General features: G+C 54.9%; 15 protein-coding genes. 11 read left to right on the top strand and 4 right to left on the bottom strand.

The window, feature by feature from the left end; genetic code table 11:
- Positions 1–62: 62 nt before the first annotated feature.
- From HMPREF0577_RS05230 to HMPREF0577_RS05180, 10 genes are all read left to right on the top strand, one after another.
- Positions 63–1184: a 6-phosphofructokinase gene (locus HMPREF0577_RS05230; protein ID WP_004012685.1), complete on the top strand. Its 1122-nt coding sequence runs from the start codon at positions 63–65 to the stop codon at positions 1182–1184.
- Positions 1185–1218: 34 nt separating this feature from the next.
- Positions 1219–1701 carry a NifB/NifX family molybdenum-iron cluster-binding protein gene (locus tag HMPREF0577_RS05225; protein ID WP_004012684.1) on the top strand — a complete coding sequence of 161 codons (483 nt, stop codon included), beginning with the start codon at positions 1219–1221 and terminating at the stop codon, positions 1699–1701.
- 159 nt (positions 1702–1860) lie between these two features.
- Positions 1861–3174 (top strand): acetylornithine transaminase, encoded by a 1314-nt coding sequence (locus HMPREF0577_RS05220; RefSeq protein ID WP_004012683.1) that lies wholly within the window; start codon positions 1861–1863, stop codon positions 3172–3174.
- Positions 3167–3664, top strand: a complete 498-nt coding sequence (argR, locus tag HMPREF0577_RS05215; protein ID WP_004012681.1) for an arginine repressor — start codon at positions 3167–3169, stop codon at positions 3662–3664. The genes HMPREF0577_RS05220 and argR overlap by 8 nt, the downstream gene beginning before the upstream one ends.
- Positions 3665–3764: 100 nt before the next feature.
- Entirely contained in the window at positions 3765–5000 is a 1236-nt protein-coding gene (locus HMPREF0577_RS05210) for an argininosuccinate synthase (RefSeq protein ID WP_004012680.1), read from the top strand.
- 365 nt (positions 5001–5365) lie between these two features.
- Positions 5366–6769 (top strand): argininosuccinate lyase, encoded by a 1404-nt coding sequence (gene argH / locus HMPREF0577_RS05205; protein WP_004012678.1) that lies wholly within the window; start codon positions 5366–5368, stop codon positions 6767–6769.
- A 136-nt stretch (positions 6770–6905) separates the two neighbouring features.
- The gene (locus tag HMPREF0577_RS05200; protein ID WP_004012677.1) at positions 6906–7307 is read left to right on the top strand and encodes a (deoxy)nucleoside triphosphate pyrophosphohydrolase; all 402 of its coding nucleotides are present in this window, start codon (positions 6906–6908) and stop codon (positions 7305–7307) included.
- A 536-nt stretch (positions 7308–7843) separates the two neighbouring features.
- Positions 7844–9829 (top strand): OPT family oligopeptide transporter, encoded by a 1986-nt coding sequence (locus HMPREF0577_RS05190; protein ID WP_004012675.1) that lies wholly within the window; start codon positions 7844–7846, stop codon positions 9827–9829.
- Positions 9830–9871: 42 nt separating this feature from the next.
- Positions 9872–11134 (top strand): tyrosine--tRNA ligase, encoded by a 1263-nt coding sequence (tyrS, locus tag HMPREF0577_RS05185; RefSeq protein WP_004012674.1) that lies wholly within the window; start codon positions 9872–9874, stop codon positions 11132–11134.
- Between the two features lie 119 nt (positions 11135–11253).
- A complete protein-coding gene (locus HMPREF0577_RS05180; RefSeq protein WP_231282727.1) occupies positions 11254–12750 on the top strand; it encodes a succinic semialdehyde dehydrogenase in 1497 nt (498 codons plus the stop codon).
- Positions 12751–12805: 55 nt separating this feature from the next.
- Here HMPREF0577_RS05180 and HMPREF0577_RS05175 read toward each other — a convergent pair whose 3' ends face one another.
- The 3 genes from HMPREF0577_RS05175 to HMPREF0577_RS05165 form a co-directional block, all read right to left on the bottom strand.
- Positions 12806–13360 carry a dihydrofolate reductase gene (locus HMPREF0577_RS05175; RefSeq protein WP_370444836.1) on the bottom strand — a complete coding sequence of 185 codons (555 nt, stop codon included), beginning with the start codon at positions 13358–13360 and terminating at the stop codon, positions 12806–12808.
- Positions 13361–13505: 145 nt separating this feature from the next.
- Positions 13506–14306 carry a thymidylate synthase gene (locus HMPREF0577_RS05170; protein ID WP_004012671.1) on the bottom strand — a complete coding sequence of 267 codons (801 nt, stop codon included), beginning with the start codon at positions 14304–14306 and terminating at the stop codon, positions 13506–13508.
- A gap of 50 nt (positions 14307–14356) precedes the next feature.
- A complete protein-coding gene (locus tag HMPREF0577_RS05165; protein WP_004012670.1) occupies positions 14357–14851 on the bottom strand; it encodes a DUF2505 domain-containing protein in 495 nt (164 codons plus the stop codon).
- A gap of 182 nt (positions 14852–15033) precedes the next feature.
- On the opposite strand from HMPREF0577_RS05165, the gene HMPREF0577_RS05160 reads away from it, so the two are divergent.
- On the top strand, positions 15034–16494 hold the full coding sequence (locus tag HMPREF0577_RS05160; protein WP_004012669.1) for a sensor histidine kinase: 1461 nt from the start codon (positions 15034–15036) through the stop codon (positions 16492–16494).
- A gap of 82 nt (positions 16495–16576) precedes the next feature.
- Here the strand turns inward: HMPREF0577_RS05160 and HMPREF0577_RS05155 are convergent, their stop codons facing one another.
- Positions 16577–16831 (bottom strand): WhiB family transcriptional regulator, encoded by a 255-nt coding sequence (locus HMPREF0577_RS05155; protein WP_004012668.1) that lies wholly within the window; start codon positions 16829–16831, stop codon positions 16577–16579.
- Positions 16832–16883: the final 52 nt, after the last annotated feature.

Raw genomic sequence — 16883 nt, 5'->3', positions numbered from 1 at the left:
GCAGGATATTCTCCCTGACCAGAGGATAGAATGGGGCGGAGAGCACTAAGTGAGGGGAATTAATGGTAAAACGAGTTGGGATTTTGACAGCGGGCGGGGATGCCCCCGGTTTGAATGCAGCGATTCGCGGTTTTGGTCGAGCTGCTGTCGGTGAATATGGAATCGAACTGATTGGGTTTCTCGACGGGATTAGGGGCTTGGCTGAAAATCGCTTTGTTACCTTGGATTCCTCTTCTCTTTCCGGGATTCTGACTCAGGGGGGTACCGTGCTGGGTACCTCTCGTGACAAGGTGCATCGCATGCAGGTGGGCGAATCTGAAAAAGACATGAGCGAGAAAATCCTCAAGGTCTACGAGAAAAACAAGCTCGATGCCATTGTGACCCTGGGTGGGGGCGGAACCGCGAAAAATGCTTTGCGCTTACAAAAAGCCGGGATAAATGTGGTGCACCTGCCGAAAACCATTGACAATGACATCTGGGGTACCGATAACTCTATTGGCTTTGCCACCGCCCTGGAAATCGCTACCGAGGCGGTAGATCGGCTCCATTCCACGGCTCACTCCCACCATCGCATTATTTTGGTGGAAATCATGGGACACCGTGCCGGGTGGCTGGCGCTGGGTGCCGGAATCGCTGGGGGGGCTGACATTATTTTGATTCCCGAGATTCCTTACAATATCGAAAAAGTTGTCGAGAAAATCGAACACCGCAAGAAACTGGGAAAACACTTCTCGGTTATAGCCGTAGCCGAAGGCGCGATGGACGTGGAGTATGCTCAGCGTATTCGCATCGCCGACCAGCTAATCAAGGATGCAGATTCCCCAGAAACCAAAGCTCTGGCTAAACACAACAAAGATCGCTTGACCGATGCGCATCGCGAGGCTACTTTCGATTTGGCACGCAAACTCGAAACCATGACCGGGTTGGAATCCCGGGTTACCATTCTGGGTTATGTGCAGCGTGGTGGCACCCCGGTGGGCGCTGACCGTTTGTTGGCAACCCGCCTGGGGGCGGCGGGCGCAGCTGCTGTGGCTGACGGCATTACCGGGGTTATGATTGCTACCAAAGGGGGAAATGCGGTCAATGTCCCCCTGGAGAAAATCGCGGGTAAAGTCAAGTTTGTACCTACCGACCATGAGTGGGTCAAAACCGCCCGGGAAGTGGAAACCGGACTGGGCGACTAGCTAACTGCAACCAAAACGGATACAAGGCACGACTATGGACATGAAACTAGATATTCGTTCTCGCAACGTCGCGACTGGAGAATTAATGAATGCCGCTGAGGAAGCACAGTGGCTAAGGAATCAATTGGCACCTCATGCACCCGCCCCCACCCAAGCCCTGGTGGTGGCAGTAAACGTCGACGGCACCACAGTTGGCGGAGGATTGGGGCGTGCCCGAGAAATCGCCGTGGCCAGCGTTACTCCGGACGGTAAACTCTCGCAATGGCGAGTCGAAGGCGTGGGCTGGGACGTGTGGCACGACCAGGGGCCACACGGCTCGCATCACGGCCGAATCGTTTCGTTCATGCGGGAAAATCAGGTTTCCGTGGTGGTGTCCGGTCATGCCGGTCCGCCCATGGTGCGTACTTTGCTGAAACTGGGAATCCTGCCAGTCCTTGGGGTGGGTGGCGATGCTCAGGATGCCGCCCGCAGTGCTGCCGCTGAATACCGGGAGATGCTGGCTCAGTCAGCTGGCTGAGGTTTCGTTAAGGCCGTATCGGGCTGGCATCCACGGTGAGTTTGGAAATGTGGATTCATGAGGTGCTGGCCTCAAATCCAAACAAAAGTATAAATATGCGAATCTTTGAATAATAATGTACAATTGGGGGTGAGAGACACCAGGCACGGGAGGGAATCGATGCAGGCCACTAACTGGACTAAGCGCTTTGAAGACGCGGTGATGAACGCCTGTGGGCATCCGCTCACTGTGATGGCTCGCGGGGCGGGGTGTTTCGTGTGGGACGAATATGGTCACCAATACCTCGACTTGGCCGGGGGAATCGGAGTGAACTCCTTGGGGCATGCCCACCCGAATGTGGTGGAAGCTCTGACCGCTCAGGCGCAAACCCTAGGGCACGTCGGGAATGCGGTGGCTTCCTCGGTACAGATAGAGGCTGCCGAGAAACTGCTGTCCATCGTGGAACCGGGTGGAGCTGCCCCCGAATCGCGCGTGTTTTTCACCAACTCGGGCTCAGAATCTATAGAGACTGCTTTCAAAATCGTACGCGTCTATGCCGAGCAAGCCTCTCATGAACACCCCAACGACCCTCCGCGCACTCGCATCCTGGCCATGGAAAACGGCTTCCACGGCTGTGCCAGCATGGGAGCGTTATCGTTGGCTTCCAAGAAAGCCCTGCGTGAGCCCTTTCTGCCGCTGCCGGCTGCGGTCGAGTTCATTCCCTACGCGATGGCCGCGCTGGAACGCGCCTTCGAGGGGGAACGTGGTCGCAATATTGCCGCTTTGTTTATCGAGCCCATCCAAGGTGTGGGGGGAGTGCGGGTGCTATCCGAACACTTCCTGCGCCTGGCTCGTGATGTAACTGCCGAGGCCGGTGCGCTGCTGGTCTTCGACGAGATTCAGTGTGGTATGGGTCGCACCGGAACCTGGATGGCGCACCACTTGGCCGGGGTTACCCCGGACATCGTAACTTTGGGGGGAGGACTCGGTGCGGGATTCCCCGTGGGGGCGTGCCTGGCATTGAATGACACCACCGCTACGGCCTTGGCACCCGGGCTGCATTCCTCTACTTTCGGGGGAAACCCGTTGGCAGCGGCCAGCGTCCTCGCCACTATCAACACGATAGAGGAAGAAAAATTGTTGACCAATGTCGTGGAAGTCAACGAGATTTGGACTCGGGAGCTGATGGGACTGCACCACCCCCTGATTTCGGATGTACGCGGGCGCGGCTTGATGTTGGGAATCGGGCTGAAAAACCCGGTGGCGAAACCATTGGCCGTTGAATTGTTCCGCGAAGGCTTCCTGGTTGATGCCCCAGATACCTTTACCTTGCGTCTGGCTCCGCCGCTGATTATTTCCGCGCCGCAAACCCGGATGTTTACCCAGTCTCTGCCCGAGATTATCGACCGGGTGGTTCAAAATATTGACCACCAGATTGCGCAAGGACAAAATGCGACTCAAAATCCCTACCATCCGGGAGCGAGCCTTGAGTGAGAATCCAGTCAAAGGCCTGCCCAGTAAAATCTCGCGTCACGCCGCGATTTCCCAGTTATTGACCGAACGGGTGGTGCGTTCTCAAGGAGAACTGCGAGAACTGTTGGAAACAGAGGGATTCGCTGTGACCCAGGCCACACTGTCGCGCGACCTCGACGAGCTGCACGCAGTTAAGGTGCGTGATCGCGACGGCAACCAGCGCTATGCACTTAGCACTACCCCGGAACAGGTTGAATCGCCCTTGCCATTGCCGGGAACCCTGGAACGCTGGTGTGCGCAACTGTTGGTGCGCGCTACGGCGGTGACTCATCAGATTGTGCTGCGTACCCCACCAGCTGCTGCCCCAGCACTGGCTGCCGCCATCGACAAAGAGAATCTGGCGGAGGTGCTGGGTTGTGTAGCCGGGGATGACACGGTACTGGTAATTTGCGCCACACCACAGGAAGCGGAAAAGTTATGTGCAGATTTGCAAAACATGACCAGCCGCTAAATCCGGAGTGTTGCGCTCTACAGCGAGTGAAGAAACTCGGTGTGGGTTGCGGGAATTCCCGCCTAGAGACCTCGTAATTAGAGACAAAGGAGAAATAATCATGACAAAGAAACGCATTGTACTGGCTTATTCCGGTGGTTTGGATACCTCGGTGGCGATTGGCTGGATGAAGGAAAAGCTGGATGTGGAAGTAATCGCGGTTTCCGTTGACTGTGGTCAGGGTGGCGAAGATCTGCAGGTTATCCGACAGCGTGCCCTAGATTGTGGCGCGGTAGAAGCCTATGTAGCCGACGCTAAGGATGAATTCGCCAATGACTACTGTATGCCGGCTTTGCGTACCAACGGCCTCTACGAAGGGAAATACCCCCTGGTTTCGGCGTTGAGTCGTCCGTTGATTTCCAAGCACCTCGTGATGGCGGCGAAACAGTTCGGTGCCACCACCATGGCGCATGGTTGCACCGGTAAAGGCAATGATCAGGTACGTTTCGAGGTGTCTTTCACTTCACTGGCTCCGGATTTGGATTGTGTTTCGCCAATTCGTGACTTGTCTTTGCAACGCGACGTGTCGATTGCTTATGCCGAGGAACACCACTTACCGATTGAAACCACCAAACATAATCCCTTCTCGATTGACCAAAACGTGTGGGGGCGTGCGATTGAAACCGGTTTCCTGGAGGACTTGTGGAATGCTCCCACTAAGGACGTGTACAACTACACCGATGATCCGGCTTTTGCTGGCATTCCCGACGAAGTTGTGATTAGTTTCGAAAAAGGTATTCCGGTGGCGATTGACGGCGTAAAAATGACCCCGCTGCAGGTTATCCAAGAGATGAACCGCCGGGCGGGGGCGCAGGGTATCGGGCGTATCGACATGGTGGAGGACCGTCTGGTGGGGATTAAGTCCCGTGAAATCTATGAAGCGCCCGGAGCGATTGCTTTGATTACTGCCCACCAGGCGCTCGAGGAGCTGACTTTGGAGCGGCTGCAGTTGCGTTACAAGCGTCAGCGGGTGGAGCCGACTTGGTCGGATTTGGTGTATGAGGCGCAGTGGAATTCCCCGTTAAAGAAGTCCTTGGATGCTTTTGTGGACTTTACCCAGGAATATGTCACCGGCGAGATTCGCATGGTGATGCACGCGGGTCGTGCGGTTGTCGACGGGCGCCGTTCCGAGGCTTCGCTCTATGACTTTAAGTTGGCTACCTACGATTCGGGGGATACCTACAACCAAGCGGCTGCTCGAGGTTTTATTGAAATCTATGGGATGCAGTCTCGGCTGGCGGCCGCGCGGGATGTGCGTTTCGGTAAGGGCATCGAGCTGGCGGCCTCCCACCTGTAATTGGTGAGTTCCTGACTTGGCTTTCCGAGTTCCTTTTCCGGGTTGCTCGGTTCGTTTTCCGGGTTCATGAGGTGCCAGGGGGGGTTGCGGCGGTCATCCCGCCGCAACCCCAATTTTGTTTGGTCACAGGCTAGTGTTTAACACTGATATTACCGATAAGCCTTGAAAAGCAAAGAGCCATTTTAGAAGATTTTTCGACGACTTCTAACATTGAGTGGAATAAATCAATATCCGAAATAGAAGAACAACTATTTGACAAATATAAATTTTCACCTGCTGGGCGTAAGTTTATTACTGATACAGCTGAACCTATGAGATGATAAAATATAACCTTAAACTAAGCGAAGAAGGGAAACTTAAGGGTAATGAGTGAAAAGATTGCACTGTGGGGCGGGCGTTTCCAGGGAGCGCCCGCCGAGGCGTTGGCAGCCTTGTCTGTTTCCACGCATTTCGATTGGCGGCTGGCGGACTATGACTTGCAAGGTTCTCTGGCTCATGCCAAGGCCTTGCATGAGGCGAAACTGTTGACTGACAACGAATATCTAGCGTTAACGGCCGCCTTGGAACACCTGCGTCAAGACGTAGCCAGTGGTGCCTTCACCTATTCCCCCGAGGACGAGGATGTTCACACCGCCTTGGAACGTGGTTTGTTGGAAGACAAGTACGCGGGTGAGGAACTGGGTGGAAAGCTGCGGGCGGGGCGGTCTCGAAATGATCAAATTGCCACCCTGATAAGGATGTATTTGCGCGACGCGGCCAGCCACCTCGGCAAGCAACTCATGAACTTGGCACATGCCCTCATCAACCAAGCTGAGGCGGCCGAAAATCACCTGATGCCCGGGCGTACCCATATGCAACACGCGCAACCCGTGCTGGTTGCCCACCAGTTAATGGCGCATTGTTGGCCCCAGATTCGCAACTTGGAGCGCCTGGCGGATTGGCGCAAACGCAACGATGCCTCGCCCTATGGCGGGGGAGCACTGGCGGGGAACACCCTGGGGCTCGACCCGGAATTAGTGGCGCGAGAACTCGGGTTTGCCAATGTTTGCCAAAATTCGATTGACGGCACGGCTTCGCGTGACGGGGTGGCCGAGTTCCTCTATATTCTGACCCAGATTGCAGTGGATATGTCGCGTCTGGCTGAGGAAATCATCATCTGGAACACTGCCGAATTCGACTATGTGACCTTGGATGATGCTTATTCCACTGGGTCGAGTATCATGCCGCAGAAAAAGAACCCGGATGTGGCGGAACTGGCGCGCGGCAAGGCAGGACGCCTGATTGGGGATTTGACGGGGCTGCTGGCGATGCTCAAGGGCTTACCCCTGGCCTATGACCGCGACCTGCAAGAGGATAAGGAGCCGGTGTTTGACGCGATAGACACCCTGGAGGTGCTGCTGCCAGCCATGACGGGCATGGTCGAGACGATGCGCCTGCACTATGACCGGATGGAAGCGTTGTCGACGGCTGGGTTCTCGTTGGCGACTGACGTGGCGGAATGGCTGGTGAAACAGGGGATGCCGTTCCGACGTGCCCACGAGGTCTCTGGGGCTTGCGTGGCTTTGGCCGAGTCGCGGGGGTGCGGCCTGGAGGATTTGAGCGATGCAGATTTTGCGGGGGTGAATCCGGCTTTAACCTCAGAGGTGCGCGACGTGCTGTCGGCTTCGAGCGCGGTTTCGGCGCGGCGCGGCGCGGGGGGTACGGCTCCGGTGCGGGTCGCGGAACAGATTTCGGCCGCGCGGGTGCGTTTGGAATGGCTGGGTGCCTAACGTGAGGTGCGTTGTGGGGGTATCGCGGGTTCATGAGGTGCCATCCGAATCGGAGGGAGCTTCTTCGTGTGAATCGCTGGTTCCTGGAGAGAGCTTATCTGGCGGGGGAGCTTCGGTGCGGGGGAGACCTCGGATAGTGGTCGCGGCCGCGATTCTAGATGACCTGGATGCCCCGACGCGGGTGTTGGGGGCGCAGCGTTCTTATCCCGAACAATGGCGGGGATTTTTTGAATTTCCGGGCGGAAAAACCGAGCCTGGTGAAACCCCGGAACAGGCTTTGCGCCGCGAGTTACGCGAGGAGCTGTCCCTCGAGGTGGAGCTGGGTTCGCGATTGCCCGGGATTTGGCCAGCGCATGGGGGATACGACATGTATGTTTATCTGGCGCGGCTGGGATTGGACATGGTGTTGGCTCCCGGTGCGGCGCATTTGTCCTTGCAGTGGGAGGACTTGGCGGCTCCGAGTTCCTTGCGTTGGCTCCCGGCGGATTATCCCATCCTCACTGCCATTCGTGATTACTTTGGAATAGCAGGTGCATGAGTTGCTCCAGCGTGAATGACACGCTAAACTGTAGATGTCAGACAAGTTATGGCTGGTTGTAAAAAACTGGTTGTCAGTTAGAGCGTTGCCTGGCGAAGTTGTAGGACAAGCCCGAAAGGGGGTGACAGAGATGAAAATTAAGAAGATGTGGAAGAAGCTAACCGAGCAACCGGAGGCTATCTACGCTGACGTGGTGCTGGCTAATGCTTATGCCACGAATATGCGCGAGGAAATGTTTGCTAATCGCTAAGGGGGACGACGGCAAACGCGGAGCGGACGAGGATGTCCGCTTTTTTGTATTTAACCTTGGTGTTTTAACTTTTCACAGTTCCCCGAGACAAGCATTTGGCTGTGTAACTTGGGTGGAATTTTTCACTCGTATTTTGCGTGTTAGCAGGTTGAAGCCGCTGAAGAAAGCAAGGATTTGCGCCATTAAGTGGTAGGGTGTTCGAGTTGAAGGTCTCTGACGGCGACGTGTTCGCGGTACGGGAGGCTAGAAAAAATGTAAGTAAACTACCAGTTAGGAGAAACCGCTTATGAGCACCGGAACTCCCAAAGAAAACACGCATCCCGTCAGGGAATTGACCATCCGGGGTATCATCCTGGGTGGGTTGATAACTTTGATTTTTACCGCCGCGAATGCCTATCTAGGACTGAAAGTCGGCTTGACTTTTGCTACTTCGATTCCGGCAGCGGTCATTTCTATGGCGGTGCTGCATTATTTCAAAAATCACACCGTGGTGGAAAACAACATCGTGCAAACGATAGCCTCGGCGGCCGGGACACTCTCGGCGATTATCTTTGTGATTCCCGGTTTGGTAATGGTCGGCTACTGGAGTGGTTTCCCCTATTGGGAAACCACTGCCGTGTGCATGATTGGTGGGATTTTGGGTGTTATGTACTCGATTCCGCTGCGTCGCGCCCTGGTTACCGGCTCTGACCTGCCTTATCCGGAAGGTGTGGCTGCCGCCGAAGTCTTGAAGGTTGGCGACCAAAGTGGATCGGTTGAGGAAAACAAACGTGGCTTGCTGGTGATTATCTGGGGCGGCGTAGCCTCTGCGTTGGTCTCGCTATTGGCGGCAATGAAAGTCATGGCCGGTACGCTAACAGCGTACTTCCGAGTGGGGGGCGGTGCCACCATGGTGGGCGGTTCTCTGTCGTTAGCTCTGTTGGGGGTAGGGCACCTGGTCGGACCGATGGTTGGTATCGCCATGGCGGTGGGATTCTTTACATCCTACGCGGTGTTACTGCCGATAATGACTCCGAATAAGCTGGCTGAGGGCGGGGAAATTCCCGATATTGTTGGTGCAGTTTTTTCCCAAGACGTACGCATGATTGGAGCCGGGGCGATGGCTGTGGCGGCTATTTGGACCTTGATCAAGATTCTCGGTCCGATTTTCCGGGGCATGAAAGAATCCTTGGTCTCCTCACGTCGGCGCGCTTCGGGTCAGACGTTGGATTTGACTGAACAGGATATTCCTTTCAAATATGTGGCTCTGATTACCTTAGTTTCCATGATTCCCACCGGGTTTTTGCTGTGGAATTTCCTGCGAAGCTCCGAGATTTCACACCACTTGTGGACATTGATTGCCTTGAGTATCGTGTTTGTGTTGGTGCTGGGTTTGCTGATTGCCAGTATTTGCGGTTATATGGCCGGTTTGATTGGGGCTTCTAACTCGCCGATTTCTGGGGTGGGTATCCTGGTGATTATCGCGGCTTCCCTGTTGATTCTGTTGGTGACCGGCGGGTCTAAGGATGCGACGGAGGCTATGCATCTCACGGCCTATGCTCTGTTCACTACGGCGATTGTTTTCGGTATCGCCACGATTTCGAATGACAACCTCCAAGATTTGAAGACCGGTCAACTGGTCAAGGCTACCCCGTGGCGTCAGCAGGTGGCATTGATTATCGGCGTAGTCTTCGGTTCTCTTATCATCCCGCCGGTATTACAGCTCCTCATGACCAGTTTCGGATTCGCCGGCATGGAAGGCGTAGATGAAGACACTGCCTTGCAAGCTCCCCAAGCTATTCTGTTGTCCACCATTGCGAAAGGTATCTTTGGCGGGGACATGAAGTGGAACCTCTTTGCCGTGGGTGTGATTATCGGGGTAGTAGTGGTGATTATCGACGAAATCCTGGGGCGTTTCACTCGTTTCCACCTGCCGCCTTTGGCCGTGGGGATGGGCATGTACCTGAACATCACCACCACCTTGATTATTGTGATTGGCGCTTTCGTTGGGATGTACTATGACCGTTGGGCGCAGAGACAAGCTGATTCGGAACGCTCCAAGCGTCTTGGGGTGTTGCTGGCCACCGGTCTGATAGTGGGGGATTCCTTGTTCGGTATCCTTAATGCTGGAATCATCGGTGGTACCGGTAATCCCGATGCGCTTGCCGTGATACCTGATGGCTTCGAAGACATCACCAAGATAGTAGGCCTGGTGGTATTCGTCGGAATTACCGTACTTAGCTACCGCTGGGTTCAGGCCAAGAGCCGCAATACCGTTGAACCGGTATCATAAACTTGGTGGCAACTTCACGACAACAATATAGGGAGTAAAACGTTGAGTGACCTGATAGACGAACTGCAATGGCGGGGACTGGTAAAGCAGCACACGGACTTAGAGGCGCTACGCGCGGCCTTGAATGAGGGTTCGGTGACCTTCTATTGTGGTTTCGACCCCACGGCGGCTTCCTTGCATCACGGACACTTGGTGCAGCTGATTATGATGCGTCACCTGCAGTTGGCGGGGCACCACCCGATTGCCTTGGTAGGCGGGGCTACCGGGTTGATTGGTGACCCTCGGATGACTGCGGAGCGACAACTGCAAGATAAGGAAACGGTGTCCGAGTGGGTAGAGAAGCTCAAGATTCAGATTGGCAAATTCCTGGATTTTGACGGTGCCAATCCGGCTCGTATGGTGAATAACCGGGATTGGACCGAACCGCTGTCCGCTATCGATTTGCTTCGTGATTTGGGTAAGCACTTTCGGATGGGCACTATGTTGGCCAAAGACGCGGTGGCGCGTCGCCTCAAGAGCGAAGAAGGAATTTCTTACACCGAGTTTTCCTACCAAATTCTGCAAGCCAACGATTTCCTTCAGCTCTATCGCAAATACGGTGCCACTCTGGAAACGGGTGGTAACGATCAGTGGGGCAATCTGGTGGGTGGAATGGATTTGATTCGCAAGGTTGAAGGCGCGGACGTCCATGTGATGACCACCCCGCTGATTACCAAGTCTGATGGCACCAAATTTGGCAAATCAGAGGGTGGCGCGATATGGCTCGACCCCGAGATGCTCAGCCCCTACGCTTTCTACCAGTTCTGGTTGAATGTGGAAGACGCTGATGTGATTCATTTCCTAAAGGTATTTACGTTCATGAGTCGCGAGGAAATCGAGGATTTGGAGCGTCAAACCGCCGAGAATCCCGGCGCGCGCGCTGCCCAAAAGGCGCTGGCCGAAGCCGTAACTGCCCTGGTGCACGGAGCCGAAGAAACCTCGCGAGTAAAGGCTGCCTCGGCCGCGTTGTTTGGCAGTGGTGATTTGCGGGAGGTGAACGGAGACACCCTGGTGGCCGCTACTGCCGACTTACCCCATGCGCCAGTCAAAATCGGGGAAACCACAATCCTGGATTTGCTGGTTACCTCCGGGTTGGAAAAGGGAGTTGGCGCCGCTAAACGTACCATTGCTTCGGGCGGAGCCTATATCAACAACGAGAAGGTCGCGGATGAAGGTCGCGTAGTCACCCAAGACGATGTCCTGCCTGGCAAGGTGGTGTTGTTCCGTCGCGGAAAGCGCCTGCTGGGAGTCGGAAGAACAAACTAGGTGCGGGAGTATAAATGCTTTATATTCCTGCTGATGGGGTCGCTGGAAAGGAAATAACACCCGAGTGGTTCGCGGATGTTTTTCACCTCCTTGTAAGAAATATCCACGAAATTGTAGGTTTGCCGACAGACGCACCCCTGCGCCACGTCACGTCCCCATTTACGGGGCTAGAAACCGTGGGGGTGCCCCAGGCAACACCAGAAGACCTCAACCGTGCCGTGGCGCGGGCACGTCTAGCGCAAAAACGCTGGGCAAAAACCCCCGCCATTCAGCGCACAAAATGGTTGCTACGTTTACACGACCTACTGTGGAAAAACAGTGAGGCTTTGCTGGACATTATTCAATGGGAAACTGGAAAATCTCGGTACCACGCCTTTGATGAAATCCAAGATGTGGCGATTAACTGTCGCTACTATGCACGAACCTTGCGACGGGCAATTGGCGCCGAGCGACGACGTGGGGCACTACCAATCCTGACCCAAACCACGGTGACGTATTCCCCGAAGGGCGTGGTGGGTGTGATTTCCCCCTGGAATTATCCGTTAGCAATGGGAATTTCCGATGCGCTAGCAGCTATCGCGGCCGGTAACGCGGTGGTAGCAAAACCGGATTCGAGCACTCCCTTGACGGTGATTGCGGCCAAAGCCTTGATGGTGAAGGCAGGATTACACCCGGATCTGTTCACGATTGTGCCCGGTCGCGGCTCCGAGTTGGGAACCCCACTTATCAACCAGGTCGACTACCTGATGTTTACCGGCTCCACTCGCACCGGGCGGTCTATCGCAGCACAGTGCGGGGAAAATTTGATTGGACTTAGCGCGGAACTCGGGGGGAAAAACCCCATGATTGTCCTGGATGACGCCAACATTGATGCTGCCGTGAAAGGGCTAATCAGGGGGGCATTCTCTAACGCGGGGCAGTTATGCGTTTCGATTGAGCGTCTCTACGTACATGATTCCATCTACGCGGAATTTAAACAGCACCTCATGAAACACATCCGTAAGATGCGCATTGCCACCTCGCGTGATTGGGATGTTGATATGGGAGTGCTGATTTCACCCGAGCATCTGGAAGTGGTCGAAACCCAGGTGAAAGACGCTCTGGACAAAGGTGCGATCCCCCTGGTGGGAGCACATCGCCTCCCGCAGATTGCGCTAACGGCTTACGCACCCACAGTTCTGGAAGGTGTGAAGCCGGGAATGACCCTTTACAACCAGGAAACCTTTGGCCCGGTGGTATCCCTGTATCGTTTTCACACGGATACAGAGGCTATTTCTCGGGCTAATGACACCGAGTACGGGCTGAACGCCTCTGTGTGGGGAAAACCCGCCCATGCCTTCGCGGTGGCGCGACATATCGAAGCCGGTACCGTGAATGTCAACGAAGGGTTCACCGCCGCTTGGGGTTCGGTTGATGCCCCAATGGGCGGTTGGAAGAAATCTGGGATTGGCCGGCGTCACGGTATCGAGGGTATCCGCAAATATATGGAGGCCAAAACCATCGCGGTACAGTCCCGCGCTGTGCCTATCGCCCCGATTTTGGGTTTATCTCAGGAACAGTATGCGCGAGTGATGAAACTGGCCTTACAAGCCTTGCGTCGGATGGGTATCAAATAAGGGCAAGCCTAGCTACAGCACGCGCAAACCTGGTAGTGGGGGATTCGAGTGTGCCTCAGCGTGGCACGTAATACTGCACACGCCAGGCGCCATCCCCGGATACGGGTCGCCATGTTGCGTCCGAGCGTGACTCATCCAGTTGCCAGCGCTGTGGGTCAATGACCGGAGCCACGGTGACTTTCGCGTCCGGAGGTACGGGTGCTATTAAATCCAGTTGTGAAACCACCAGTAAATCGGCTATTCCCGCATCCATTACTTCCTGATACACTACTCCGCCCCCGGTAATCCACACTTCCTTGGTTCCGGCGCATAACTTTATCGCATCGTCTAAGTTAGAGGCAGTTTCTATTAGCCCTTCGCGAGTGAAGTCTGCGAGTGCGGATGGGTGGCGTGTCAAGATAATGTTGCGCCTACCTTTGAGTGGCTCTCCGAGTGCTTTGAAAGAACCCGTACCCATAATTACAGGGCATCCCATAGTGGTTTCTTTGAAAAATCTAAGGTCATCAGGAACGCGCCAGACCATTCCTCCACCTGCACCAATAACGTGGTGGCAATCTTCGGCCCAAATTACGCCCAGGGTACCTATTCCGTTTCCTGCTCGAGACTGCACAACAGGGATTCTATCAGCATCAAAGGGCATGAAGCTACCAGTTGAGCTATCAGAAGTACCGGGGAACCCGGCTGCATGAGGCGCCAGCCCGGTTCCCTTGCGATTTTCTGAATATTGCGACATTTTCATCCTTATTATTCGCTGCCTACACTGCCACTGGTGCCGAAATTCGGGGGTGGTGCTGGTAGTTTTCCAGGCGAATCATGTCAAAGGTGTAGTCGTCAATCGACTGTGCCTGATCCAAGATTAAAGTGGGGAAGGGATAGGGATCGCGGCTCAGCTGCTCTTGCACCTGGTTGACGTGGTTGTTATAGATGTGGCAATCCCCTCCCGTCCACACCAGTTCCCCGACCTCCAGTCCGCTTTGCTGGGCGAGCATGTGGGTCAGCAAGGCATAGGACGCAATATTAAAGGGCACTCCTAGGAACATGTCGCAAGACCGCTGGTATATCTGCAGGGATAGCCGCCCGGCTCCCACCCAGCATTGGAAGAACATATGACAGGGAGCCAACGCCATACGGGGCAAATCTGATACGTTCCAGGCCGAAACCACCATTCGCCGCGAACTCGGGTCGGTTTTCAGGGTTTCAATCAGACCGGCTATCTGGTCTACCGTGCCCGCCTCGGTGGGCCAAGCGCGCCACTGGTGTCCATAAACCGGCCCGAGATTGCCATCCGTATCCGCCCATTCGTCCCAGATGTGAATGTTGTTTTCTTGCAGCCACGTAGCATTGGTGTTGCCTTGAAGGAACCACAGCAGTTCCCCGACCACCCCGTGCCAATACAGGCTTTTGGTAGTTATGGCGGGGAATCCTTGGCTCAGGTCATAGCGCAGTTGTCGGGCGAACAGGGAACGGGTGCCGGTGCCGGTGCGGTCGTCTTTTGGCACCCCCTCGCGCAGTATCTCGCGCAAAAGGTCTTCGTATTGGTGATCCGGCGCGTTCATGTTTTCCTTTCATGAGGTGTTAGTCCGGGCGTGAACGTAGTTCTAGTTTTCTAGCCGCCCAGAAACTCTTTCATAACCTTAATTTCTCGGGTTAAAGCCTGGTCAAGACGTCTGATAACCGCACGCTCCAATCCGGCGCCAATCAGGGGAATTGTACAGGTAACCTCGCCCTCTATACGAATCGCCGTTTTTTCGGCTGGCACCTCATGAACCGGAATCTTTAAAGCGGCACTGGCCTTGGCTGGTACCCCCGCCAGGGATACGCTGATGGAGCCTTTGGTGGCCAGGCCATTGGTGTCCAAGTCCCAGATTTCGACGACCCGAGCTTGAATCCCCGAATTAACCAGGTTCGACACGGAGGCCACGGTGGTTTCGGAGATGTCCAGGGCGGAGGTCACTCGCAGTTGGCGGGCACCCATATTGATATCCACGCTGGCTTTCGGGTCGAGGTCTTGCCACCGTCGAGCGTAATAGCGGGGATTTTTCAACATTTCGGTCAAGGATTTCACAGAGCCGGGGCATTCTACGGTCTTGGAAAATAACATCTATGCTCCTGTCTCTTGGAAAGCGGTAACTGGTTCGCGACTGCTTTCGCGCCTCCTCTGAAGAAGTATCGGCGCTAGCCAGCTGACATTTATTGTAAAGCCTCAGCTTAGTTTACAAGGCATCCTCGTAGCGTGGTGCCCCGGAATTGCCTAGTGCGCCAGGAAACACATATTCTAGAAGGGTGTCAACCTTCAATCGTGAGTTAGGCGAGGCGCCTTTCAAACCACTACCCGAGGCGGCGGTTGAACATCTGTACCGTTTGGTAGGGGATTGGCAGATTATCTCGGATTTATCCCAGGCTGATTTACTGTTGTGGTTGGAAAATCGCTATGACGGGTTTTCTTGCGCGGCGCACTGTCGACCCGCTACCGGCCCTACTGTTCACCTTGATGACGTTATCGGCTTTTCGTTGCCTTCCACCCGCCAACCTTTGATGGAAGAGGCCTTAATCAGTGGGAAAATCGTTGAAAACCCGGTGCACCGCTGGACGGGAATGAACACGGTTTCCGAGATTCTGGTACCTGTTCCTTTCCAAGGCAAACCGGTGGGGGTAGTGGCGATAGAAACTAATCTAGCCTTCCAAGTGGGCGAAATTGGTGGGGAGGGCTGGTTTAAGCCGGTGGCTCGCCAGTTACGCGAAATGATGGCGATTGGCGAGTTTCCCTATGAAACTACGCCGACGGTTTCTAATCATGGTAATCCCCGGGTGGCGGATGGGGCTTTGCTGCTGGATATCGAGGGGCGAGTGGAACATGCTTCTCCTAACGCGATTTCGGCCTTCAAACGCTTGGGGTTTTCGCGCCCTTTGCACGGCGAGATTTTGGCCGAGGTTGTCACCCCGCTGGTTGCTACCGGGTCGACGGTGGACGAGACCTTGGCGGTGGTGTTGATGGGGCGCGCCTCGTGGGTAACCGAGGTAGAGGTGCGTGGCGTGTCGATGACGATTCGGGCTTTGCCGTTGAAACGTGACGGAAAACGTACTGGAGCCTTGCTGTTGACCCGCGATGTTACCGAAAAACGGGTGCGTGAAAAGCAGCTGTTGTCTAAGGATGCCACCATCCGCGAGGTGCACCACCGGGTCAAGAATAACCTCCAGACAGTCAGCGCTGTGTTGCGACTCCAGGCTCGACGTTCGGACAATGATACCGTCAAGGAGGCTTTGGCGGAGGCGGAACGTCGCATTTCGATTATCGCCACCGTTCATGAGTCGCTATCCCAAACCGTGGACGAAAGTGTGGCTTTTGACGAGACTTTCGGGAAATTATTGGCCTTGGTAGCTACGGCTGCCAGCGAAGATCACTTCGTGGAAACCAAGTTTACTGGCAGTTTTGGTACGCTCGGTGCCGATGCTGCCGCCGCCTTGGGGGTGGTGCTTTCCGAATTGGTGACCAATGCAATTGAACACGGGTTAAAGGGGCGTTCCGGCACTGTTACGGTTAATGCTAAGCGTAGCGAGGACGAGCTGGTGGTGACGGTAACTGATGATGGTATCGGCACTGACCAGGAATCCATTGGGGGCGGTTTGGGTACCCAAATTGTGAAGACTTTGGTCAGCACCGAATTGGGGGGATCGGTGCAGTGGGAGCGTCGTGTGGCTCCGGATGTTGGGACAGTTGTTCACTTAGTGGCCACCCGTTTGTAGCAGTGCTTTAAAGGTTTTGACGGGTGAGATTGCTCACCCGCCAAAACCTGTTTCGTGTTGAGAAAGGAAATAAAACGAAAGACTAAATGCTTGAGGCTCGGCGTTGCCGGGCGTTTCGCCGCTTCAAAGCGCGGCGCTCGTCCTCAGAAGTGCCACCCCATACCCCGGAATCTTGATTATTGTCCAAAGCCCATTTGAGGCAGACATCCAAAACTGCACAAGTAGCGCAGACTGCTTTGGCCTCCTCGATTTGGGCGAGTGCCGGTCCCGTATTGCCTACGGGAAAGAAAAGTTCGGGGTCAACCGTCAGGCAGGCTGCTTGATCGCGCCAATCCATATATGCTCCTTCTACCTAAAACCTAGTGAGATTATTTGTTGAAATTCGGAAA

Origin of the sequence: Mobiluncus mulieris ATCC 35243, assembly GCF_000160615.1 — a bacterium.
In the GTDB taxonomy this organism is placed as follows: Bacteria; Actinomycetota; Actinomycetes; order Actinomycetales; family Actinomycetaceae; genus Mobiluncus; species Mobiluncus mulieris.
Note: the sequence above shows the minus strand (reverse complement) of the source record. Positions and strands in the feature narration are given on the sequence as shown.